Source organism: Novosphingobium sp. LASN5T (assembly GCF_003856955.1).
GTDB lineage: Bacteria > Pseudomonadota > Alphaproteobacteria > Sphingomonadales > Sphingomonadaceae > Novosphingobium.
The window spans coordinates 1-22091 of sequence record NZ_RQSI01000053.1 but is presented as its reverse complement, the minus strand read 5'-3'; the positions used below and the strand labels follow the sequence as shown (position 1 = coordinate 22091).

Here is a 22091-nt window from a genome sequence, read left to right as displayed (position 1 = left end):
CGGCAGCACCCAAATCCAGAAAGGAAAAATCACCCGCTTGACCCACCGCCCGTATCGCGGGACATATTACCCACCCGGGTCACTTCTCGATGGAAATCCCGGGTCAACTCTCAGCGGAAATCAACAGCCGGACATATGGAAGCAAGCGATCCGATCAAATTTTCCGTTCAGCCCTTGCAAGAGGGAGCCGTCCACATATGGCACTGGCTTGGGGCGCAGAACCACCGGGGCCGGCCGCGCTCCGTCCACCGCCGCTGGCGACGTTTACCCACCACATACCGGCGTCCGGCCAAGTGATCGTGACCTTGCCCTCGGCATCGGTCGTGAGATCAAGCTGCTGAATGCCATCGCGATAGCGAACGCCACCGTTTACCGCGCTCACGGAAAGGTCGGCCGCCGGCTTGCCATCAAGCAGGAACTGGAAAGTGGCAGCCTCGCCGCTCGCCAGTTCGGTAGGGTGCGTAACCGGAACCATCTCAAGTCCCTTGCCGGTCGGCTTGAAAACCGCGGTGGTCGGCTCTCCAGCGGTCGCAAAGGTCTCGATGCGGCTCGTATTGACCGCGCTCCATACATCGGTCGCCCCGGCGGGCACAGCTTGAGCGAGCGTTGCAGGCGTGGTCCCGCGCGGAAGCATCTTCCGTTCTCCGTTCAGCAGGTAGCTGCCGCTCACCGATTCAGAAACGATTGCGATCTTGTAGGTGCCGGGCTGCACGACATGGACATCGAAAGTCTGACGCAGGCGGCCCTTCGCGCTGTTCTCGACCGCTACCTTGCTGCCATCCGGCGCGAGCGCGAACGGTTCCCAATTCTGCACGGCGTGATCGAAATAATAGAGGTCCGTCGATAGGGCCGCATCGACCGTCAGCCATTCGTCGCCGCTACCGACGAACATGGTCTCGGAAGGAAGCATCCACGACCGGGGCGCTGCCTCGACAGCGATCGGCGCAAGCGCGGCTCCCATGGCGAGGGCCGACAGGATCGACGTGCGGATCATCTTCACAGGCATAGCTCCCCCTTAACGCCGGGCGTTCAGTGAGACGCGGCCAAGCTCGAACTTGCCGCTCGTCGATGCAGTTGCCTGGGTTCCCGACCAGGTGAAGGGCAGACGCACCGCTTCGCGTCCACCGGCCTCGCGTGCTGCTTCGACGACGAGGACATAGTTCCCCGGTGTCAGCGCGGGCATACCTCCCCGACCGGCGGTGAAGCTGAGCGTATGCGATCCGGCCGGACGGGTTGCGCCGCTCACGCCGTCGGCAGGAACACTGAGCATTCGTCCGGCAGCACGCCACCAAAGACGCACGTCGCGCAGCCATTTGGCGCCCGCATTGTTGCGCTTGTCGACATCATAGAGAATGCTGAGGGTCCGGGGAGCGCTGCCCGCCTTCTCCAGCCAGACCGCCACATAGGGGCGATGATATTCGGCAACCGACAATCGCGGCAGCGTGAACGAAAGGTCAATCGTCTGCGCGCCAGCTGGCGTTACCCCAAAGCCGCTTGAGCCGAGAGCCGCCGCAGTCAATCCCGTCAAGCGAAAACGCATGCATATATCCCTGATTTCGATTGCTTCTAAGAAGCCCAAGGTCCAATTCAACATCACCCACGTAGCGCAAACAATTCGCATTCGCAACAAAAGGGACTTGCGTTCATCAATATTGCATCGTCAAATGGGAAGAGCGCATGTTCGTGCACCTTAACTCCGATTGTAAGAACGGCTATTCCATTCAAGACGGCGACCCACAGATGCAGCATGGGCGGGCAGTCCTTCAGCCTCGGCAAGGGTCACGGCTGCACGACCGAGTTCTCGTAAAGCCCGTTCGTCCAGCTCGATAACGCTGGTGCGCTTCATGAAATCAAGCACCGATAGTCCTGAGGCGAACCGCGCCCGGCGCCCTGTTGGCAGGACGTGATTGGGGCCAGCGATATAGTCGCCGATAGCTTCCGGCGTATGCTGGCCGAGAAAGACCGAGCCAGCATGTGCGACACGGTCAAAAAGATGGCGAGGTCGAGGGGTGGCGATCTGGAGATGTTCGGGCGCAAGCGCATCGATGAGTGGTATGGCATCGTCGAGAGCAGGGACGACAATGATCGCGCCATGCGCTTCCCACGAGGAACGCGCCACCGCCGAAGTGGCGAGGGTGCCGAGTTGCACTTCGACCGCCGCAGCGACGTGGTCGGCGAAGGCCCGATCGTTGGTGATGAGGATCGACTGGCTCGTCGGATCATGTTCGGCCTGACTGAGAAGGTCGGCGGCGATGCAATCCGCATCGTTCGCTCCATCCGCCAGGACGACAATCTCGGATGGACCCGCGACCATGTCGATTCCCACGACACCGTAAACCTGCCGCTTGGCTTCGGCGACCCAGGCATTGCCCGGACCGGTGATGACATCGACGCGTGGGATCGACCCAGTGCCGTAAGCCAGCGCGGCGACCGCTTGTGCACCGCCAATCGGACGCACCTCGTCAATGCCGGCGAGGTAGGCCGCCGCCAGCACCAGCGGGTTGGCGATGCCATCGGGCATCGGGGTCGCCATCACCACGCGACTTACGCCCGCAACGGCGGCAGGAATCGCGTTCATCAGCACCGATGAGGGATAAGTGGCTCGGCCCCCCGGCACATAGATACCGGCGCTTTCCACTGCCCGCCATCGCGCGCCGAGCCGGACGCCAGCACCGTCCACATAGTCGCTGTCCGTGGGCAACTGCCTTTCATGGTAGGTGGCAATCCGCCGCGCGGCAAGTTCCAGGGCCATACGCAAGTCAGGGTCGAGGTCGCGGAACACCCTCTCGCAAACGTCGCGGCCGATCGTCCATCCGGTCTGGTCGAGGTCGTGCCGATCCCACTTCCAAGTATAGGCGCGCAACGCATCGTCGCCGTCCCGGCGAACAGCCGCGATCACCTCGCGCACGACCACCGAGACATCCTCGTCGGCTTCGCGCCGCGCTTCCACCAGTGCGTCAAAATCCAATTTGAAATCAGGGGCGTCCGCAAAAAATCTTCGAACCATGCTTCACACTTCCACTTGTTGGGCGCTGAATTTGGTGAGGCGACACGCAGCAGCTTTCGCAGATTACCGCACAGCCTCGACCGCGATCAGCAGCACGGCATAGCGCCCGCCTTTGGCCAGCAACACCAGCGGCAGGAAGACCCGTAAAGGCGTGCGTAGCAATCCGGCCGCAAAGGTTAGCGGATCTCCTACAATCGGCGCCCAGGAAAGCAGGAGAGACCATTTGCCCCACCGGGCATACCAGCAAACGGCCTTCTCGACCGTGGCGGCCTTGAACGGAAACCAGCGCCGGTCGCGCAGCCGTTCGAAACCGCGTCCGAGCAGCCAATTGAAAAGCGAACCGAGCGTGTTTCCTGCCGTCGCACTTAACAGCAGCAGGAGCAGATCGTATCGCCCACTGATCGCCATCGCCGAGAGCAGGATTTCGGACTGTGCAGGCAGCAGGGTCGCGGCGACGAACGCTGTCACGAACAACCCGGCATAGGGCGCCGCTATAGCGATCATCGCGATCGACAGAAGGCATAGCGGTTCGCATCCTTCACTGCACAGTCGTGCCGAACAGGTGGCCGATGCCCGCCGTGGCTGCCAGCGCGATCGCGCCCCAGAAGGTCACCCGCACCGCGCCACGCCACATCGACGCGCCGCCTGCCCTTGCGCCGATCGCGCCGAGAATGGCGAGGAGGACGAGCGTCGCGATCGTGATTGCGATGACCAGCGAGGCGCGCGGGACCACGCCGACCATTAACACCGGTATGATCGCACCTGCGCAGAAGGTTGCCGCCGACGCCAGTGCCGCCTGGATCGGCCGTGCCGCCAATTCGGACGTGATGCCAAGCTCGTCACGCATGTGCGCGCCGACCGGATCGCTGCGCATCAACTGCTCGGCGACCTGGACGGCGAGGTCGGGTGCAAGCCCGCGCGCTTCATAGACAGCGGCCAGTTCGCGGCGTTCCTCCTCGGGGTCTGATGCATGTTCGCGCGTTTCGCGCAGCCGGTCGGAGCCTTCGACATCGGCCTGACTGCTCACCGAGACATACTCACCCGCCGCCATCGAGATTGCGCCGGCGATAAGCGCTGCGACGCCGGTCAGCATTACCGTCGACGAACTCGTCTGGGCCGAAGCGATGCCGACCACCAGGCTGGAGGTTGAAATGATGCCGTCATTAGCGCCGAGCACTGCCGCTCGCAGCCAGCCGACCCGCTGCACCAGATGCCGTTCGCTCGGATGTCGCATGCCTCAGTCTCCCTGCCTCGTTCGCGATGGGCATCCAGTGAGACGCCCATGGCGCGGACTGTTTCCGCACTTATGCCCGAAGGACTCAGCACTCGGTGGCCAACGCCGAGACCCCTCCATCATGCTTCCGCAATCCTGACGCGCAGAAGCTTGACCGAATTAAGGAACACGAGAACGTCTGGTCCCAGATGGATGAACGCCGCCTGGATTGGTCCAATCCAGCCCATGAGCGCGGCGGTGATGCCAAGCACATGGACCACTCCGACACCGACCCAGAGATTTTCCTGGACGGTCCGATAGGCGCGACGCGCGATAGTGCGCGCGCCAACAATCTTGCCGAGGTCGTCGGTCATCAGTGCGATGTCAGCGGCTTCCAACGCCGCCTGCGTGCCGCCGCCGCCCATGGCGATGCCAATGTCGGCACGCGCGAGTGCCGGCGCGTCGTTGACGCCGTCACCCACCATCGCAACCTTATAGCCGCGCTTCTGCAAGTCGGCGATCATGGCGACTTTGTCTTCGGGCATCAGGTCGGCCTTGACCTCATCGACACCCAAGTCTCTCGCAATCGCGTTAGCAGTCGTCTGATTGTCGCCGGTCAGCATGACGATATGTCTGACGCCATTTTCCTTCAAAGCGGCGATGGCTTCTCGCGCCCCTGGGCGCAGCGTATCGGCGATGAAGATGATCCCGCAAAACCGGCCGTCAACCGCGACGTGGACGGGCGTGCGATCCCGATCTTCGACAGCATAGGCGATGGACACGCCGTTCTCGCGAAGTAAAGCCGGATTACCTACGAGAACGGTTCTGCCTTCCACGGTCGCCCTAACGCCTCGACCCTGAACCTGCTCGTAGTTTTCCGGTTCCGGCACTGTGATTCCGTCCTCGGCGGCCGCCTCGACCACCGCCTTGGCCAAAGGGTGGGCTGAGCGGCGATCGGCGGCGGCCGCGATCCGCAGCAGTGTCGTTTCCGAAAAATCTGGATTGGTCACCTTGACGTCGACCACTAACGGCTTGTTGGCGGTCAGCGTGCCGGTCTTGTCAAAGGCGATCGCGTCTGCCTTGGCGAGTTGCTCAAGATAGAGCCCGCCCTTGATGAGAATGCCGCTGCGAGCAGCCCTGGCAATCGCGGCGATCATGACGATCGGCGTCGCCAGGCCAAGCTCTGCCGGCGAGGTGAAGATCAACAAGGTCACGATCTTGGAGACGTCGCGCGTCACCAGAAAAACGACGATCAGGAAGACGAACACGACCGGGATCAGCCATCCCGCGACCTTGTCGGCCAGCTTCTGCACGGGGGCAGCCTCGGCTTCGGCATTTTCGACCAGCGCGATGATGCGGGAGAAGATCGTATCGCCGCCGACCTTTTCGGTTCGGATGTCGAGCGCGCCGGCTTCAACGATGGTGCCGGCGAACACCTCTGCACCCTCCGTCTTGTCCTGGGGGACGCTTTCACCGGTGATCGGTGCCTGGTTGACCGAGGCTCGCCCGCCGACGACCACGCCATCGACCGGGATTTTCTCGCCGGTTCGCGCGAGGACGATGTTGCCCGCCTTGAGCGCCGCGATCGGCACCGTGCGCTCCGACCCGTTATCCCGCACGATCGCGGTTTGGGGCACGGACCCGATCAGCGCCTTGATCGAGGCGCGAGCGCGATCGGTATTGAGGTCGGCAATGAACTCCGCAATGAGAATGATGACCATTAGGACGGCGCCGGCCACAGTTTCGCCGCCGAATATCGCGACAATGGTCGCGATCGTCACGAAGATCTCGGTGCCGATCTTACGTTCAGTTATGAGGTCGGCGAGCCCTGTCCTGACCAGCGGATAGAGGCCGATGACGACCGCAGCCCAAAGCACCTGGATCGGCACAAGCTGTTGCCAATACAGCAGCGCCACCGTGCCGGTAAGCAGTATCCGGCCAATTTCGATCCAGCGTTCCCGTGTCATCAGGTCGCGCCAGGTCGCACCGTCTTCCCGGGGTTCAACTGCCTCACTCATCGTAACGCTGCCTCCTGTCGCTTCATTTTTCCGTTCGCCCGATAGAGGCTCCCGTTTCCCGCACCCTGAGGGGACATTTCGCCGCGAGCGCGGGGGCGAGCGCCCGCGGCGTGGTTCAGACCTCAAGGGGCAGGCCCGAACCAATCTCGATTTTAAGCACCGGAGCGAAAGCCCTTCCTGGCGCGACGCCTGGGTGCAGTTGACGGCCTGCGGAGCGCAAGATGCCGCGCGAGCAAGCGGTCCTCGGCCCTGAGCAACGAACCGAAAAGTCGCTTCGCACCTTTGAGCGGCAGCAAGGATAAAAGCCCCGTGCAGCGGAAACTGTGGACCACGCGCGCGCCTGGGGGGATTGCAGAGAGCAGGTAGCTTTCCTCCAGTGCGAAAAGCTTTCCCAGACCGAAGCGCAGGGCAAAGCACCGCTGCTCATCTACCGTTACAATGCGGGCATCGACGGTTCGGAAAGGCGCATTGCCTGTCTTCATGCGGAACGAATAATCGACCTTTGTATCCGACGTCAGCGAACCGGTTATTCTGACGAAAGGATGCCAGCGAGGGTAATCGTCAAACCTCGTGATGGCGGTCCAAACCCGCGGAAGCGACGTGTGGATGACGGTTTCATTCTCGACGGTGAACATGGCTCAGCTCCCGACGTCTCGACGGCCTTTTCAGGCTTGATCGTCGCGCGCGCCGAGCAATGTCTCGACCGGCGCGATCGTGATGAGCCCGATGCTACGTATGGTGTTGATCTCCGTCACGAACGTCCGAAGGCGCTCGTCTTCGTCGACGATTTCAACGACCAGGGGATCATTGCGATCGAGGAAGCCAGAGGCATGAATCAGTTTGGAATGCCCGAAGCCGACACGCCCGTTCAGGACCGTCACTCCAAGCAGTTTATGCGCTTTCGCCTTCTCCAGAATCACCTCGAACACGGGACGGTCGCCGCTCATCGCCAGTTCATCGGTGAAGATACGGAGCAAGGAATAGGATTTGGCTGTCATAACGCTGTCCTCTCTTCGTTTCGTGTCGAGGGGCCGACGACGTTTGCGGTTCGCCGCCGGCCCCTCTTGCTAGTTGGCCGGCAAGGGCTCATGCGGCTCTGCGCGCTCATCCCTTTGCCCGCGCCCGGCCATGTAGCGGGACATGAGCGCAGTGATCGCCGGCAGGACCAGCAGGGTGAGCGCCGTGCAGGTGATGAGGCCCCCGATCACGACTGTCGCGAGCGGACGCTGCACCTCGGCGCCGGTGCCCGTGGCGAGCGCCATCGGCACGAAGCCGAGGCTGGCGACCAATGCGGTCATCAGCACTGGCCGGACACGTTCCATCGCGCCGCCGATGATCGCTTCATCCTCATCGACGCCATCGTCACGCCGCTTTCGGATCGCGCTCATCATGACGAGGCCGTTGAGCACGGCGACGCCCGACAGGGCGATGAACCCAACCGCCGCCGTGATCGAGAAGGGTATGCCACGCAACAGCAGCGCAAACACCCCACCCGCCAGCGCCATCGGCACTGCCGAGAACACGATCGCCGCCGGCACGAAGCCGCCGAGCGCCATGTAAAGCAGTGCGTAAATGGCGAGGAAGCAGATCGGAACCACAATCAGCAGGCGCAAACGTGCCGACTGGAGGCTTTCAAACGTGCCGCCCCAATCGGTATACATGCCAGCGGGCAGATTGAGCTGGCCGATCTTCTCCTGGGCTTCGGTGACGAAGCCCCCGAGATCGCGACCGCGCACATTGACCTGCACGACGACCATGCGCTTGCCGTTCTCACGGCTGATCTGGTTCAACCCTTGTGTGTAGCTGAACCGTGCCACCTCGCGCAGCGCGATCGAGCGCGCGACCTCGCCCGGTCCTGCGGGCAGCATGACCGGAATCGCGCCAAGCGTTTCCAGATCGTCGCGCTGCGCGTCCGGCAGTCGCACCACCACTGAGAAGCGCCGATCGCCCTCGAACAGCAGCCCGGCCTCGCGCCCGCCGAGCGCGGCGGCGACGGTGTTCGCCACCTCCTCGACCGACAGGCCGTAACGCGCCGCAGCCTGCCGATCGATCTTAACGTCGAAGGTCGGCGCACCCGATGTTTGCTCTGCGCTGACGTCACCGGCGCCCGGTATCGAGCGAAGGATACCGGCGATCCGGTTGGCCTGGGCACTCATCGCGCCGAGGTCGTCGCCATAGAGCTTGACCGCGACATCCGCGCGCACGCCGGCGATGAGTTCGTTGAAGCGCATCTGAATGGGCTGCTGAATCTCGGTGCGATTGCCGATCAGCGGCTTCATCCGTTCCTCGATTCGCTTAAGGATGTCCTCCTTCGACTTGACCTCGGCCGGCCACTCATCCTCGGGCTTGGGGATGACATAGGTGTCCGAGGCGTTGGGCGGCATCGGGTCGGTGCCAAGGTCGGCGTTGCCGTTCTTGGAAAAGACCAATGCCACCTCCGGTAGCGATTTCAGCGCATTTTCTATCTGAAGCTGCATCTGCGTCGACTGGTCGATTGAGGCCGAGGGCACGCGGAAGTTGGTAACGGTGATGTCCTTCTCGTCGAGCTGCGGCATGAACTCCTCGCCGAGCAGGCCGAAGGCGAATATCGCCGCCACGAACACGCCCGCGCCACTGGCGACAAACGGCAGTGGATGCGCCACCGCTTTGGTCAGGAGTGGCGCGTATTTCTCCTTGAACCAGCGGATCGGCTTCACCTCCGTCTCGCTGACCTTGCCGGTGATCACGAGCGCGATCATGGCGGGCACGAAGGTCAGCGACAGCACGAAGGCGGACGCGAGCGCCACCATCAGGGTGATCGCCATCGGCGCGAAGGTCTTACCCTCGACGCCCTGGAAGGTGAGCAGCGGCACGAAGACCAGGAAGATGATGAGCTGGCCATAGACGGTCGGCCGGATCATCTCCTGTGCGGCGAGTGTGGTTTCCTCCATGCGTTCGGATCGGGTAAGAAGCCGTCCTTCATGCTCCTGCCGCTCCGCAAGGCGTCTGAGCGCGTTCTCCACGATGATGACCGCGCCGTCGACGATCAAGCCGAAGTCGAGCGCGCCGAGACTCATGAGGTTTCCCGACACGCCGAGCCTGTTCATGCCGGTAGCGGTCATGAGCATGGTGATCGGGATCACTGCCGCGGTGATGAGCGCTGCACGGATATTGCCCAGCAGCAGGAACAGGACGACGATGACGAGCAAAGCGCCTTCGACGAGATTCTTCTCGACAGTGGCGATGGTGGCGTTGACGAGCTTGGAACGATTGTAAACGGGCTCCGCGAAGACGTCGGGTGGAAGTGCCCGGTTGATTTCCGTGAGCTTGTCTGCCGCGCTGGTGGCAACGATCCGGCTGTTGCTGCCGGTCAGCATCAGCACGGTCGAAATGACCGCCTCCGATCCCATGCGGCTGCCCGAGCCGGTGCGGACCGCGCCACCGATCTCGACGTGACCGACATCCTTCACACGCACCGGCACGCCGGCGCGCGTGGCTACGACCGCCTCCTCAATGTCCTGGATCGACTTGAGGCGTGCGTCGGCGCGGACAAGGAAACTTTCACCGGCCCGCCGAATGTAATTGGAACCGGCAGAGAGGTTGGCCCGCTCCAGCGAGTCTGCCAGCTCCGTGATCGAGAGACCATAGGAAGCCAGCGCATTGAGGTTGGGTTGGACGAGATACTGCTTCACATAGCCGCCGTTGGAATCGACGCCGGCCACGCCCTGCACCGTCCGCATCTGCGGGCGAATGATCCAGTCCTGCACCGTCCGCAGATAAGCCGCCTTGGCGAGTTCGGTCGTCAGCTTCTCGCCTTCGGGCGTGAGATAGCTGCCGTCCGACTGCCAGCCGGGCTTTCCGTTCTCGATCTTCACGCCCTTCCCGTCGGGATGGCGGAAGGCGACCGAGTAGAAGAAAATCTCCCCGAGGCCGGTGCTGAGCGGCGCCAGATTGGGCTGGACGCCGGCAGGCAGGCTATCCCTTGCCTGGGCGAGCCGTTCGGTCACTTGCTGCCGCGCGAAATAGATGTTGGTGTCGTCGGTGAATACCGCCGTCACCTGGCTGAATCCGTTGCGCGTCAGTGATCGGGTCAGGGTGAGGCCGGGAATACCGGCCAACGCGGTTTCGACCGGAAACGTGACCTGCTTTTCCATGTCGACGGGACCAAGCGTCGGATTGAAGGTGTTGATCTGCACCTGACGGTTGGTGACGTCGGGCACGGCGTCGATCGGCAGTTTGGTGATTTGCCATGCGCCGATGCCGACGATGATGAGGACGAGGAAGGCGACGAACCATCGCCCCCTCACCGAGAGGCTGAGGATACGCGCGATCATTCCGCCGACTCCTTTTCGAGTTCGGCTTTCAGCAGGAAAGCGTTGGTGGTGGCGATCGGCGTCCCGGCCTTGAGGCCGGAGACGATGGCAACGAGCCCGCCGCTGCGGCTGCCGGCCTGGACCGTCTGCGCCTTGAAGCCGTCACGGGTCCGAACGAAGACGACGGTGCGATCCCCGATCGTCTGCACGGCATCCTGCGGCACCATAACGCCATCTTTGACGGCACCGCCGCTCGCAAAAATGCGCGCCTGGACGAGCTGCCCCGGAGCGAGCAAGCCCGCGTCACCCTTCGGCTCGATGACGACGGTCGCTGCCCGGCTCTGCGGATCGATCACGCCGGTCGCGGACCGGACGCGGCCCTCGATGGTGCGGCCGTCGCTGACGGTGAGTTCGACGCGATCGCCTGTGCGCACGCGCCCGGCGTCTGCCGGAGGAATGCTGGCCGTGATTTGCAGACGGCGCGGATCGGCAACGCGGAACAGTTCGGTTTCCGCAGCGACGAACTGGCCGAGATTGGCGGGAGCCGACGTGATGCGGCCACTGACCGGGCTCACCACCGCGACCGAGCGGCCGTCTCTCGACACCCTTGCTGCGCCCGCAGCCGCGCTCGCCCGGCGGGCATCGGCCTGTGCGACGGCGAGATTCGCTTCGGCGGCTTCATAGTCAGCTCTCGGACTCACACCTTGCGCCAGCAAGCCCCGCTCACGCGCGAGCTGGCGGTTGGCGAGCGTGACGCGCGCCGCCGCCGCCGCCTGATCGGCGGCGATCGTCGAAGCATCCCGGCTCTCAACGAGAGCGAGGGTTTCACCTTGCCCGACGGGATCGCCGATCCGCTTGAAGATTCGGGTCACGGTGCCGGGCGCTCTTGCGGTCAACACCGCCTCGGCATCCGGCGTAGCTTCAACCGTGGCGGCGGCCGGGATCGCCGCGTCCAGTTCACCGGACGCGGCGGGAGCAATGCCGATCTGTGACGCGGCGATGCCCTGCTGCGATATGGCTATCGTATCGGTTGGTGCAGCCGAAGCTTGCGACTCCGTTTCTGCTGCCGGAGCAGAGGCGGAAGGCTGCGTGAGGCGCGCGGCACCGAAGCCGAGCGCGGCGGCGGCGACCAGCCCAAGGGCGGCACCGGCATAGAGGCGGTTCTTGTCGTTCATTGGACCGGTTCTCCGGTGATGGTGAGGCCCTGGAGACGGGCGAGATTGGCGCGGGCATCGAGGCGGGCAGCGGCAGCGTCGAGAACGACCCCGCGCGCAAGTCCCAGCCCGTGCCTTGCCGCGATGAGTTCGATCAGGGGCGACTTGCCGGACTCGTAGGCGATGCGAGCAAGCCGGTAGGTCTCGTCTGCCGTTCGCAGCGTCTGTTCGGCCGCTGCGACACGCGCGTCCGCCGCTTCGTTGAGGGCGACAGCGGCGCTGATTTCTGCTTCCAATTCTAGCAAGGTAGCATTTGCCCGCGCTTCCGCGCCGCGTAGCTCCGCCTGGGCGGCGGCAATGTTCCCGCGATTGCGATCGAACAGCGGAAAGGGGACAGTTATCCCCGCGATGATCGCATTGGCCTTGTCGACTTCCAAACGACGGACGCCGACTGACGCCGTCACGTCCGGCACTGCTTGACGCCGTGCCACGATCACACGATGCGCTGCCGCCTCTCGCTCAGCCTTGGCGGCGAGGTAAGGTGCGGTCTGCATCGGGTCCACGGGACCATAGCCGGACCGCGCCTCGAACCTTCCCAGGAGAGGTTCGGACAAGGTAGTGAACGGTGTCGTCTGACCAGCAAGCGCGGAAAGGCGCGCATAGGCGCCGACCCGCTCGGCCTTCGCCGTGTCCACGGATGCCCGTAAAGAATTGACCTCGGTCTCGGCCTGAAGGCTGCGCAGCCGCGCTTCCTTTCCAGCCCCAACGAGCGCGCGTGCAGCACGCAGGTCAGTCTCGGCCTCCTCGACTTCATCTTCCGCCAGAGTGATTCGTCGATCAGCGATCTCCGCCGCGCCGTAAGCGCGGGCAAGATCATAGGCATAGGCCAGGCGACCATCCCTGCTCCTGGCGCGAGCGGCTACGACTCCCGCTTCGCCAGCCGCAATGCGCGCGGAGCGTTTGCCGCCCAGCTCGATGACCTGGTTGAGTTGCAGTGTGCTCTCGGCCCGGTCGAAACCTCTATAGGGCTGTTGACCGGCGATGTTCTCGGTCATCACCCCAATGCTGGGATTGGGCCGTGCCCGTGCTTGCCGGGCCAGGCCCTCGGCGCGTTCGACATCTGCTTCCAGGATCACCTGACGCGGCGCTTCCTGTGTCTCGCGAAAGAGTTCTGCGAAAGGCGGGGCGGTTTGCGCGTTTACACTTGTGCACATCAGGCCGCCGGCCGCCGTGAACAGGCCAAACAGCGCCACGCGAACGCGCCGTTGGCCGATATAATCGGTCATTTGGATTTTCCTTGAGGTTATGCTTGCGGAACGCCGGTCGGCGCGCGGGCATCAGCCTCGTGGGGGACGCAGAAGGGCTTCCGGTAAAAGACCGCTGATGACGAAGTCTTTGGAAACGAACCAGTCGCCTGAAACGGCGAAGAAAGTAGCAGTCATGCCAGTGCTAGGCACGATGTCCGCCAACCCATGAATGACCGTGTGGGTCGCCTTATGAAGATCGACTTCCGGCATGGACGGACTATCGTCATCATGCTGGACAAGAGCGCTTTCGATCCTCGTCTCATCATGGCCGGCCATCGAACTGTGCCAAGCATTCAAGCCGAGCACGTTGAGCATCGCTAGCATGGCCAACAGCGCGCCAACGATGAGGTATCGATTGGCGGCTTTTGCATGAAGGACATGGCGTTGGCCGAGGCGCATCTTCTTTTTACTATCGGCAAATGCGCAAATCGGCAATCCCGACCTTCCCGCAAGACAGCGAACGGCCCTCATGCCCGCCTCGCCCAATGCGGGTGGAGATCGTCGATCATATAGGCGTGTGCGGCACCGTCGCCCGTATGATATAGACGAATATGCTCATGATCCTTCGGTAGATCGTCATGCTCGTGCGGCACGACATCGGGGTCGTCAGACGGCCAAAATAGCAAGGCAAAAATCGTGCCCGCACTTGCAAAAATCGCCATCGCACCGAACGCAGCGGTCATGGAGATATTGGCGCCGAGTTGACCAACCAGCGGATAGCATATCAGCCAGCATATGTGGCTGAGAGCAAACTGTGCGGCAAACAGCGCCGGCCTGTCTTCTGCATTGGCCGATCGTTTGAGCAACCGCCCCGAAGGCGTGACGCTCATCGAATATGCGATCCCCAGCACGACCCAACCAGCGAGCAACATGTGCCAGTACGAAGGACCGACCGGAACGGCGATACTGATCCAGGTCATTGCGCCGAGGCCCACAGACAGGGCGACAGCTGCACCGACCATAACCCTTCGATCATCGATCCTGTCGAGCAATCGGGGCAGAAGCAGGGCTGCGGCGATCGAACCCAGACCATAAGCTGCCAGAGTCAGCGCCACGTCGCGTTGGGCCATCCCGAGTAAGCTCTGGACGATGACCACGGTGTTGACGATTACCATAGAGCTGGCGGCGGCGGCGGACAAGGTAATCGCCAGCAGACCGAGCAAGCGCGGCGTCTGGAGGTAGATACGCATCCCGCGCGTGGTCTTGGCATAGAGGCTTTCCTGCCGATCTGCTGACCGCTCGGCGCGCGGCAGAATGACCGAAACGACTAGCAGCGCCGAACCGATGAAACCGATCGCCGTGCCGGAAAACAGCCAATGGAAATTGATCACGGTCAACAAGGCGGCCGCCAGCATCGGGCTGGTGATATTCTCCATGTCATAGGCGAGGCGCGACAGCGAGAGCGCGCGGGTATAGTCGCGCTCATCGGGCAGGACGTCGGGAATGGTCGCCTGGAAGGTCGGCGTAAATGCCGCCGAGGCAGCCTGGAGCACGAAGATCAGGACATAGATTTGCCAAATCTCGCTCACGAAGGGCAGGCAGATCGCAACGGCCGCGCGCACGAGGTCCAGAGAAACGAGCAGCGCCCTGCGCGGGACGCGATCAGCAAAGGCCCCGGCGATGGGCGCAATCCCGATATAGGCGACCATCTTGATAGCGAGAGCTGTTCCCAAGACAGCGCCCGCATTGCCGCCAGCGAGATCGTAGGCCAGCAAGCCGAGCGCCACGGTCGCAAGGCCGGTCCCGACCAGGGCGATGACCTGGGCGAGCAGCAGATGCCGGTAGGTTCGGTTCGCAAGAACGGCGAGCATGGTTTCCAACGAGTCGGGCATATCCCCCCAGGGGGATACTTGCCTTTATCCTCGTTGCGGTTAAAAGGTCAATAAAGGACTGGTGTCGATCGCTCTTTCGGTCGGTGGCATCATGATCAAATTCCTACCTGGCGGTCGGTGAACCGAAAACTACGTCTCGACAGCATGACCTTAGGTAACGATGATAAGAAGATGTCCCATCCCCATCCTCACTCGACCCATCCCGCAATCGTCAAACGCCTCAACCGGGCTACCGGTCATTTACGCAGCATCGTGGACATGATCGAGAACGGACGATCCTGCTCCGATATCGCCATGCAATTGCAGGCGGTCGAAAAGGCGATCGCGACCGCCAAGCGAACCTTGATCCAGGATCACCTCAGCCACTGCATCGGTGGCGATCCGGCGCACGGCGAAAAGGCGATGGCTGAGTTTCAAGCTATCTCTAAATATCTCTAACCGACGCAGCCGGGAAAGAACAGCGACGGAGCCATGTCCACACTGTTTTCAAGTCAAACATTCCGCCGCTTTCTGTTGGGCCTGCTCGCCTTTGCTGTGCAACTTTCCGCTTGTCAGGCTATTGCACGCCACGCCCCTAGTGCAACGCTCGCTGCGGAGGCAGAACGCCATGCCGAATTAAAGCAGCAATCCGCTGCCCACGGCCACATCCATGACGACGGCGATGATGGCGAGCGCGTGCGTGGCCATGTGCATGGGCATAACCCGGCCGACCATAGCCATGATACGCCTATCGGTGTTGCCCAGTCAGGCGTCGATCTCCCTCTTGTGCAACAGGGATGGCCACCTCAGGCCGGACCGATATTGAGCGGCCGCAACAGCGACCCTATGGACCGCCCCCCGGAGTACCTGTCCTCGATGTGACCGCGACGCCGCGCCAGCGCGGCAATTCACATAGATAGACAGGTATTCTCATGATACAGGCTTTTACTGAGCCGGCGCACGGACGACGTGCGTCCTCCCGGCTCCTATTGTTATTGTTCTTGACCGGGCTGAGCCTCGTTCTTTGGACCGGCACCGCCTTCGCCCATGCCGTCGCCGAAGGCGATAAGGGCTATATCCAGGAGATCAGCGGGGTTCACCTGCTGGAGTTTATGTATCTCGGCGCCAAACATATGGTGACGGGATACGATCATATTTTATTTCTGTTCGGGATCATCTTCTTCCTCTATCGGATGAAGCATATCGCGATCTATGTCAGCCTGTTCGCGATCGGCCATTCGACGACCATGCTGCTGGGCGTTTTCTTCGACTTCGGCATCAACAGCTATATTATTGACGCGATCATCGGCTTTTCGATCGTCTATAAGGCGCTCGACAACCTTGGGGCGTTCCAACGCTGGTTCGGCTTCCAGCCGAACACCAAGGCTGCAACGCTGATATTCGGTTTCTGCCACGGCTTCGGCTTGGCGAACAAGATCATCGACTATGAGATTTCTCCCGACGGCCTGCTGCCTAACCTGCTGGCCTTCAATGTCGGCGTCGAACTCGGTCAGTTGCTCGCGCTCGCCGCCATTCTGATCATCATGGGCTTCTGGCGCCGAACGCCGAGCTTCTGGCGTCATGCCTACACCGCCAACGTCGTGATGATGACCGCCGGGTTCGTGCTGATCGGATATCAGCTCACCGGCTGGGTCGTCGCCTGATCAAAGGATTTGAACCATGTATAACTCGCCCATACCCTCACAAGCCGAACTGCCGTCATCCGGCCAGCTTATCCGTTCGACCGTGATCGCTGCCGTGACAGCCGTCGCGCTCCTCGTCACGATCGTGCTCCCGGCCGAATATGGTGTCGATCCTACCGGAATCGGCCGCGCGCTCGGTTTCACTGATATGGGGGATATAAAGCGCCAACTCGCCGAAGAGGCCGAAGCGGACAGGAAAGTTGATACCGCCGCGAATGATGCCAGAAGCAGGGCCATCATCGAGGCCGCTGCATCAGGAAGAACCATCGCCCCTGGGCAGAGCGCCGACGCCCCGCCCGCAGTCGACGCTGCGCCGGGCCGGACTGATCGGATGAGCGTCACTCTGAAACCCGGCGAGGGTGCAGAGGTGAAGCTCGTGATGAAACGAGGGGAAAAGGCGAGCTTCGTCTGGACCGTTCAAGGCGGAGCCGTGAATGTCGACCTCCACGGTGACGGCGGCGGACAATCGATCAGCTACGAAAAGAAGCGCGGCCTTTCCAGGGGCGAAGGCGTAATTACGGCTGCGTTTAACGGCAATCATGGTTGGTATTGGCGCAATCGGGGTGATGCCGAAGTGACCGTGCTTCTGGAAACTCAAGGCCAGTATGCCGACATAAAGCGGCTAATCTAGCGCATAAAAACAGAGTGCCTTCCTTGGGATTCTACAGCCGATACCGAGTTATACTCGGTATCGGCCATTCAGATTGTACTGACCATGTCGGATTGAAGAAATAGATATGCCTTTCGACATTCGCCAACTTCGCTACGCCATCGCCGCGGCGGATCATGGCAGCTTCTATCGCGCGTCCAGGGTGCTGGACGTGGAGCAGTCGACGTTGAGCCGGGCCATCCTGAAGCTGGAGCGGGTGATCGGCGGACGGATTTTCAACCGCTCGCAGGGCGGCGTCAGCATGACGCTCGCCGGCGCGCAGTTCATCCGCGCGGCGCGGTCGATGGTGGCGAACGCGGACAAGATGGTGGCAACGATGCGGGCGGCGGGCCAGGGCCGCGCGGGGGGACTTATGATCGGACACAACAGCGCGATCTCGGCCGGCCATCTGCGCGCCACCATACTGGGCTGGCGAGCGGCAAATCCCGATGTCGAGATCGACGGCGTGGAAGCCGACCGGGGCGCGCTGCTCGCGGGGCTCGATACGGGCGAGATCGATATCGCGGTCCTGGTCGGCGAAGCGGGCCATGCCGGATTCCGGCGTGAGGGGTTGTGGAACGAGCGTGTCATGGCCGCGTTGCCGGCAGATCATGCCCTTGCCGCAAGCGAGGCCGTTCATTGGACCGATTTGCGGCGCGAGCGCTTTCTGCTGCCTGCCGCCGATCCCGGCCCGGAAATCCGCGACCTGCTGCTCGGCCGCCTGATGATGGCGGGCGAGCCTCCCGATATCAGGATGCATCAGGCCAGCCGCGAGGCGATCCTGAGCGTGCTGGGCGGCGGTCTGGGCGTGTCGATCGTCTGCGAGGGCGCGACGGGCGCTCGCTATCCCGACGTCATCTATCGCCCCGTCCAGGGCGAGCAGGGACCGGCCTTCATCAACTATTCGGGCTACTGGCGAAAGGACAACGCCAATCCCGCGCTGAGGCGTTTCCTCGCCTTCGTGCGCGACCGCTATGCGCTGTCCTTCGACATCCCGTGACCGCGCGAGACAGTGACATGCGACGTTAACAGGCGGGATCGCAACCAACGGCCGGCCTGATTTGCAACCGGAGAAAGGAGCCGTCATGACGCAGGGAAAGACACTCATCATCGTGCTGGTCACGCTGATCGTCGGGTTCGGAGCGGGTTTCGTTCTGCGCCCGGTGATCGCGCCGGCCGAACCGGCAGCAGCGGTCGCGAGTCCTGTGCCCGTCGCCGCGCCCGCGGAGCCGCGCGGCAAGCAATATTTCGCGGCGCATCTCGACGAGGCCCGGCAGGTTCTGACACAGTGCGCGGAAGGCTCGACGCGCGGCGACGAATGCTTCAATGCCGAGATGGCCGTGACCGAGGCGGAGGGCCGAGCGCGGCACAAGAAGTTCTTTGGCAATTGACCACGCGAACGGGCTTTCAGTCCCCCTGCGCGCGATGCCGGCGAAAGGCGCGGTCGGTGGCCATGAACCGCTCCAGCATCGGCGCGATCAGGCGCGCGGGCGGGATCGGGCTGCCCTCGCCGAGAATCTCGCCGTAGCGCCGTAAATCCTCGAACAGCGGCGCGGGCAGTTCCACGGCGAGCTTGACGGGCTTGTCCTCGGGGATCTGCCCCAGCTTGAGTTTGGTCATCGCGTTGCTCCGATGGGTTCGAGGATCAAATCTCTCGTCAGGACGACCCTGAGCGGATGCCCCGGCCGGATGGTGAGCGTCGGCTGCACATTGAGCTGCCGCCGCACGACCTGCTGTCCGGTCTGGTTGATGGTGTCCTGCGATCCCCGCCGAAGCGCGCGGGTGAGGTCGTCCTCGCTGTCGGCCCCCAGCTCGGCGCCGACGCCGAGCAAGGTCGAGACGGCGGCGGCTTTCAGCAGATTGCCCCAATGCTGATTGACGCGACCCTGTAGCCCCGCAAATCCCGCGGCGTCCGTTCCGGGCTGGCGCTCGAGAACGATCGAGCGCCCGTCCGGCATGATGAGGCGGTCCCAGGAGAGCAGCACACGCGTCTGCCCCGCGGCGACCTCGCTGTCATATTCGCCGATCAGCCGCGCGCCCTGCGGAATGAGCAGGATGCGCCCGGTGATGCTGTCATAGACGTTCTGCGTCACCTGGGCGGTGATCTGGCCGGGAAGGTCGGAACGGATGCCGGTGATCAGCGCGGCGGGGATGATGCTGCCGGCCTGGACAATGTTGGGCGAGGCCGGCGCGGTCAGCCGCTCGGCGCTGACAGTGCGCTGATTGGTCGCTTGCGCCATGAACGCCCGCTTGGCGGCTTGGTCGCCCTGCGCAGCCTCTGACGGTTGCGGAGCTGCGGCCTCCGGCGCTGCGATGGCGAGGCTCGGCAAGGACGGCATCGCACCGGTCCCGGCGCTGCTTCCGCCGAGGAACACCATGCTGGTGCGGGCTGCATCGCGTTCCTGGGCGATGCGCTGGCGAGCGGCTTCGGCGGCCTGGATGCGCGGATCGGGCTGCGCGCCGACCGGTGGCACGGGCACATTCTCCCCGCGCTGCTGCGCCGAGACGATCGGGCCGCCGAGATCGCCGGGAAGCCTGGGGCCGAGCTTCGGGACCTGGCCGTAATCCTTCGGCCCCGAGGTGATGGTCTCGGATGCGGCGCGGCTGTCGGTATTGTAGAGTTCCTTCGCCGCCTGTTCTCCTTTGGGCGCGAGCGCATACCAGAGCGAGCCGCCGATACCGAGCCCCGCGACCACGCCGAGCGTCGCCAGCGCCTTCCTCGAAAGGCGCATGACGCGCGGCGCAGGCCCGCGAAGCTGAAAGGCGGCGGGGTTCGCGGATGCGGGTTGGGGGGATGCCTGCGGCGCTGGCTGGACGGGCGTATTGGTGGGATCGGCCATCACCGCCCCCTGCGGGACGTGTCCGCGCCGTCGCGCACGATTCGCACGCGCCGCTCGGTGCGCTTGTCGCTCAGGCGCAATTCCGCGCTGGCGAACAGGCGATCGACCACCATATAGCGCCCCTGCACGCGGTAATTGACCAGCTCGGCGTCGCCAGCCGCGCCGGTCACGAACAGCGGCGGCATCTCGCCCTGCGAGATCCCGGCCGGGAACTCGATGAACACCTGCGCGGAATCGTCGAAGGCGCGCACGGGCTTCCACGGCACGCGGTCGCCCTCGATCCGGTAGCGGAAATTGAGCGCCGCGATGTCGATGCCGGTGGCGACGGGGGCCGAGGCGGCAGCGGCGGCGTTTGCGCCGCGCAGGGCGATCAGCGCGTCCTGCGGATAGGTCCACGACACCGACGCCATATAGGTCGAGGCCGTCGCGCGCAGTTCGATATGATAGGTGCGCCGGTCGGTGTTGATGACGAGGTTAGTGAAAATGTCGGGCCGCGTGGGCTTCGCGAGGATATGCACGCGCGCCGTCGCGCCGCTGCCGCTCACCGTGTCGCCGATGATCCAGCGCACGGTGTCGCCGGCCGCGACCGGCCCCGGCCCGACGAGCTGCTCGCCCTCCTGAAGCGCGATGTCCGTCACCTGGCCGGGCGCGGTATATACCTGATAAAGCGCGCCTTCGGTCCAGGGATATTGCTGGATGGCGTTCACATAGCCGTCGCGGGTGGGTTGCACGCGGGCGGCCGCGTTCGCGGCCCCGACGCGGCGGCGCGGATCGGTCGCTTCTCGCGGCGAGGCGCTTTGCGTGACCGGCTTCAACTGGCCCGGAAGCGGCAGCGGTTCGGGGATAGTCACCACCTCGACCACGCGTGGCGGTTGTGCGGCCGGCGTGGCCGCGATCTCGCGCGGTGGATCATCGTAAGCGATGCTCGGCGCTTTCGCCGATGAGGTGGCGCAGCCGGCCAGCGCGGTTGCGGACAATAACATAACCGCGCTGGCGGCATGGCGGGCGGACATGCGTGTCATTGCGACAGCTCCTTGCTCCAGTTGAGGGCGTTGACGAACACGCCGAGCGGGTTCTTGCGCAGCGCGTCGGGGGTGCGCGGGGTCTGGACAACGACAGTGAGGATCGCCGACCAGCGGGTCGTCTCGGCGAGACTGCCGTCCTGATAGCGCCGCTCGATCCAGGCGACGCGGAAGCTGTCGCCGGAGGCACGGATCACGCTGGAGACGTCCACCGCGACCTGCACCTTGCCGACCTGTGCGATCGGATCGTTGGCGCGCGCGTAGTCGTTGAGCGCCAGTGCGCCCTTGTCGGTCGTGAAATCGTAAGCCCTGAGCCAGTTCTGCCGGACGATGACCGGATCGGCCGGGATCGCCCTGACCTGCTCGATGAACCGGGCGAGATGGAACGCGATCTGCGGATCGGTCGGGCGGTAGCCGGTTTCGGCGGGAGCGACGGCCTGCGCTTCGCCGAGCCGATCGACCTGCACCACCCAGGGCACGATATGGCCGCGGGCGGATTGCCAGACGAGTCCGGCCGAGAGCCCACCGGACAGGGCGAGCGCGCCGAAGAAGGCAAGGCGCCAGTTCTTCGCCTGCACGCGGGCGGAACCGATGCGGTCGTCCCAGACCTGCGCGGCGCGCTGGTAGGGCGTCGCGGGTTCGGGGGTCTGGCCGTAGCGGATGGTGGGTCGTCGGAACATTTTCGGATCACTCCCTTTCCTTGACGTCGGGACCGCCGCCGCCGCCGTGGCTGTCGCCGGCCTTCATCGTGTGAGCGAGGACGGTCGCGCCGTGGGTCGCGGACTGGCGCTGCTTCATGGCCGAGGCCCATGCGGGCGGCGCGGAAGCCGGGGCTGCCGGCGATGCCGCGGGCGCGGGACTTCCCGATGCGGGAGCGACGCCCAGCCCGGCGCGGGCGCCTGTGCGGAAGTTGTCCTTCATGGATGCGCTCGCCTTGCCGGCCATCCGGCGCAGCGGCGAGAGCGCGGCATTGACGGCGCCGGTCGCCGCCGTCTGTCCGACAGCGGCCATGCCGCCCGCCACAGCGCCCGCGCCGCTCCTGCCGAGCGAGCCGACGCTGTAGGCGCCCGCCGCG

Annotated in this window: 23 protein-coding genes and 1 pseudogene; 6 read left to right on the top strand and 18 right to left on the bottom strand. The window is 63.8% G+C overall.

The window, feature by feature from the left end:
- Nucleotides 1-154 precede the first annotated feature (154 nt).
- The 13 genes from EH199_RS21215 to EH199_RS21155 form a co-directional block, all read right to left on the bottom strand.
- Complete coding sequence (locus EH199_RS21215; protein ID WP_124811105.1) at nucleotides 155-994, bottom strand: DUF4198 domain-containing protein; 840 nt, start codon at nucleotides 992-994, stop codon at nucleotides 155-157.
- 21 nt (nucleotides 995-1015) lie between these two features.
- A complete protein-coding gene (locus tag EH199_RS21210) occupies nucleotides 1016-1540 on the bottom strand; it encodes a DUF2271 domain-containing protein (RefSeq protein WP_060978296.1) in 525 nt (174 codons plus the stop codon).
- A gap of 150 nt (nucleotides 1541-1690) precedes the next feature.
- The gene (hisD, locus tag EH199_RS21205; protein WP_060978295.1) at nucleotides 1691-3007 is read right to left on the bottom strand and encodes a histidinol dehydrogenase; all 1317 of its coding nucleotides are present in this window, start codon (nucleotides 3005-3007) and stop codon (nucleotides 1691-1693) included.
- 63 nt (nucleotides 3008-3070) lie between these two features.
- Nucleotides 3071-3475: a YqaA family protein gene (locus tag EH199_RS21200; protein WP_223806831.1), complete on the bottom strand. Its 405-nt coding sequence runs from the start codon at nucleotides 3473-3475 to the stop codon at nucleotides 3071-3073.
- A 70-nt stretch (nucleotides 3476-3545) separates the two neighbouring features.
- Entirely contained in the window at nucleotides 3546-4241 is a 696-nt protein-coding gene (locus tag EH199_RS21195; protein WP_060978293.1) for a VIT family protein, read from the bottom strand.
- Nucleotides 4242-4360: 119 nt separating this feature from the next.
- Nucleotides 4361-6238, bottom strand: a complete 1878-nt coding sequence (locus EH199_RS21190; protein ID WP_060978292.1) for a cation-translocating P-type ATPase — start codon at nucleotides 6236-6238, stop codon at nucleotides 4361-4363.
- 152 nt (nucleotides 6239-6390) lie between these two features.
- Nucleotides 6391-6873 (bottom strand): SRPBCC family protein, encoded by a 483-nt coding sequence (locus tag EH199_RS21185; protein ID WP_062344279.1) that lies wholly within the window; start codon nucleotides 6871-6873, stop codon nucleotides 6391-6393.
- 30 nt (nucleotides 6874-6903) lie between these two features.
- Nucleotides 6904-7236, bottom strand: coding sequence for a DUF190 domain-containing protein (locus EH199_RS21180; protein WP_060977360.1), 333 nt, complete (start codon nucleotides 7234-7236; stop codon nucleotides 6904-6906).
- Between the two features lie 69 nt (nucleotides 7237-7305).
- The gene (locus tag EH199_RS21175) at nucleotides 7306-10551 is read right to left on the bottom strand and encodes an efflux RND transporter permease subunit (RefSeq protein ID WP_060977359.1); all 3246 of its coding nucleotides are present in this window, start codon (nucleotides 10549-10551) and stop codon (nucleotides 7306-7308) included.
- Entirely contained in the window at nucleotides 10548-11705 is a 1158-nt protein-coding gene (locus EH199_RS21170) for an efflux RND transporter periplasmic adaptor subunit (protein ID WP_060977358.1), read from the bottom strand. Before EH199_RS21170 ends, EH199_RS21175 begins: the two co-directional genes overlap by 4 nt.
- Nucleotides 11702-12970, bottom strand: coding sequence for a TolC family protein (locus EH199_RS21165; RefSeq protein WP_060977357.1), 1269 nt, complete (start codon nucleotides 12968-12970; stop codon nucleotides 11702-11704). Before EH199_RS21165 ends, EH199_RS21170 begins: the two co-directional genes overlap by 4 nt.
- A 51-nt stretch (nucleotides 12971-13021) precedes the next feature.
- A complete protein-coding gene (locus tag EH199_RS21160) occupies nucleotides 13022-13426 on the bottom strand; it encodes a hypothetical protein (RefSeq protein ID WP_124811104.1) in 405 nt (134 codons plus the stop codon).
- A gap of 32 nt (nucleotides 13427-13458) precedes the next feature.
- Nucleotides 13459-14802, bottom strand: coding sequence for an MFS transporter (locus tag EH199_RS21155; RefSeq protein WP_060977366.1), 1344 nt, complete (start codon nucleotides 14800-14802; stop codon nucleotides 13459-13461).
- Between the two features lie 165 nt (nucleotides 14803-14967).
- On the opposite strand from EH199_RS21155, the gene EH199_RS21150 reads away from it, so the two are divergent.
- The 6 genes from EH199_RS21150 (at nucleotide 14968) to EH199_RS21125 (ending at nucleotide 18545) form a co-directional block, all read left to right on the top strand.
- Nucleotides 14968-15261 carry a metal-sensing transcriptional repressor gene (locus tag EH199_RS21150; protein ID WP_269466502.1) on the top strand — a complete coding sequence of 98 codons (294 nt, stop codon included), beginning with the start codon at nucleotides 14968-14970 and terminating at the stop codon, nucleotides 15259-15261.
- Nucleotides 15262-15294: 33 nt separating this feature from the next.
- Nucleotides 15295-15684, top strand: a complete 390-nt coding sequence (locus EH199_RS21145; RefSeq protein ID WP_124811103.1) for a hypothetical protein — start codon at nucleotides 15295-15297, stop codon at nucleotides 15682-15684.
- 50 nt (nucleotides 15685-15734) lie between these two features.
- The gene (locus EH199_RS21140) at nucleotides 15735-16466 is read left to right on the top strand and encodes a HupE/UreJ family protein (protein WP_060977354.1); all 732 of its coding nucleotides are present in this window, start codon (nucleotides 15735-15737) and stop codon (nucleotides 16464-16466) included.
- 16 nt (nucleotides 16467-16482) lie between these two features.
- Nucleotides 16483-17136: a hypothetical protein gene (locus EH199_RS21135; protein ID WP_060977353.1), complete on the top strand. Its 654-nt coding sequence runs from the start codon at nucleotides 16483-16485 to the stop codon at nucleotides 17134-17136.
- Between the two features lie 106 nt (nucleotides 17137-17242).
- Entirely contained in the window at nucleotides 17243-18154 is a 912-nt protein-coding gene (locus EH199_RS21130; protein WP_060977352.1) for a LysR family transcriptional regulator, read from the top strand.
- Nucleotides 18155-18239: 85 nt separating this feature from the next.
- Nucleotides 18240-18545 carry a hypothetical protein gene (locus tag EH199_RS21125; RefSeq protein ID WP_060977351.1) on the top strand — a complete coding sequence of 102 codons (306 nt, stop codon included), beginning with the start codon at nucleotides 18240-18242 and terminating at the stop codon, nucleotides 18543-18545.
- 16 nt (nucleotides 18546-18561) lie between these two features.
- Here EH199_RS21125 and EH199_RS21120 read toward each other — a convergent pair whose 3' ends face one another.
- The 5 genes and pseudogenes from EH199_RS21120 to EH199_RS21100 all read right to left on the bottom strand — a co-directional run.
- Nucleotides 18562-18774 carry a DUF2274 domain-containing protein gene (locus tag EH199_RS21120; protein WP_060977350.1) on the bottom strand — a complete coding sequence of 71 codons (213 nt, stop codon included), beginning with the start codon at nucleotides 18772-18774 and terminating at the stop codon, nucleotides 18562-18564.
- Entirely contained in the window at nucleotides 18771-19994 is a 1224-nt protein-coding gene (locus EH199_RS21115; RefSeq protein WP_060977365.1) for a TrbI/VirB10 family protein, read from the bottom strand. Before EH199_RS21115 ends, EH199_RS21120 begins: the two co-directional genes overlap by 4 nt.
- Nucleotides 19994-21016, bottom strand: coding sequence for a P-type conjugative transfer protein TrbG (gene trbG, locus EH199_RS21110; RefSeq protein ID WP_060977349.1), 1023 nt, complete (start codon nucleotides 21014-21016; stop codon nucleotides 19994-19996). Before trbG ends, EH199_RS21115 begins: the two co-directional genes overlap by 1 nt.
- Nucleotides 21013-21696, bottom strand: a complete 684-nt coding sequence (trbF, locus tag EH199_RS21105; protein ID WP_060977348.1) for a conjugal transfer protein TrbF — start codon at nucleotides 21694-21696, stop codon at nucleotides 21013-21015. The genes trbG and trbF overlap by 4 nt, the downstream gene beginning before the upstream one ends.
- Nucleotides 21697-21703: 7 nt before the next feature.
- Nucleotides 21704-22091: pseudogene (locus tag EH199_RS21100) on the bottom strand (P-type conjugative transfer protein TrbL); the annotation flags it as partial.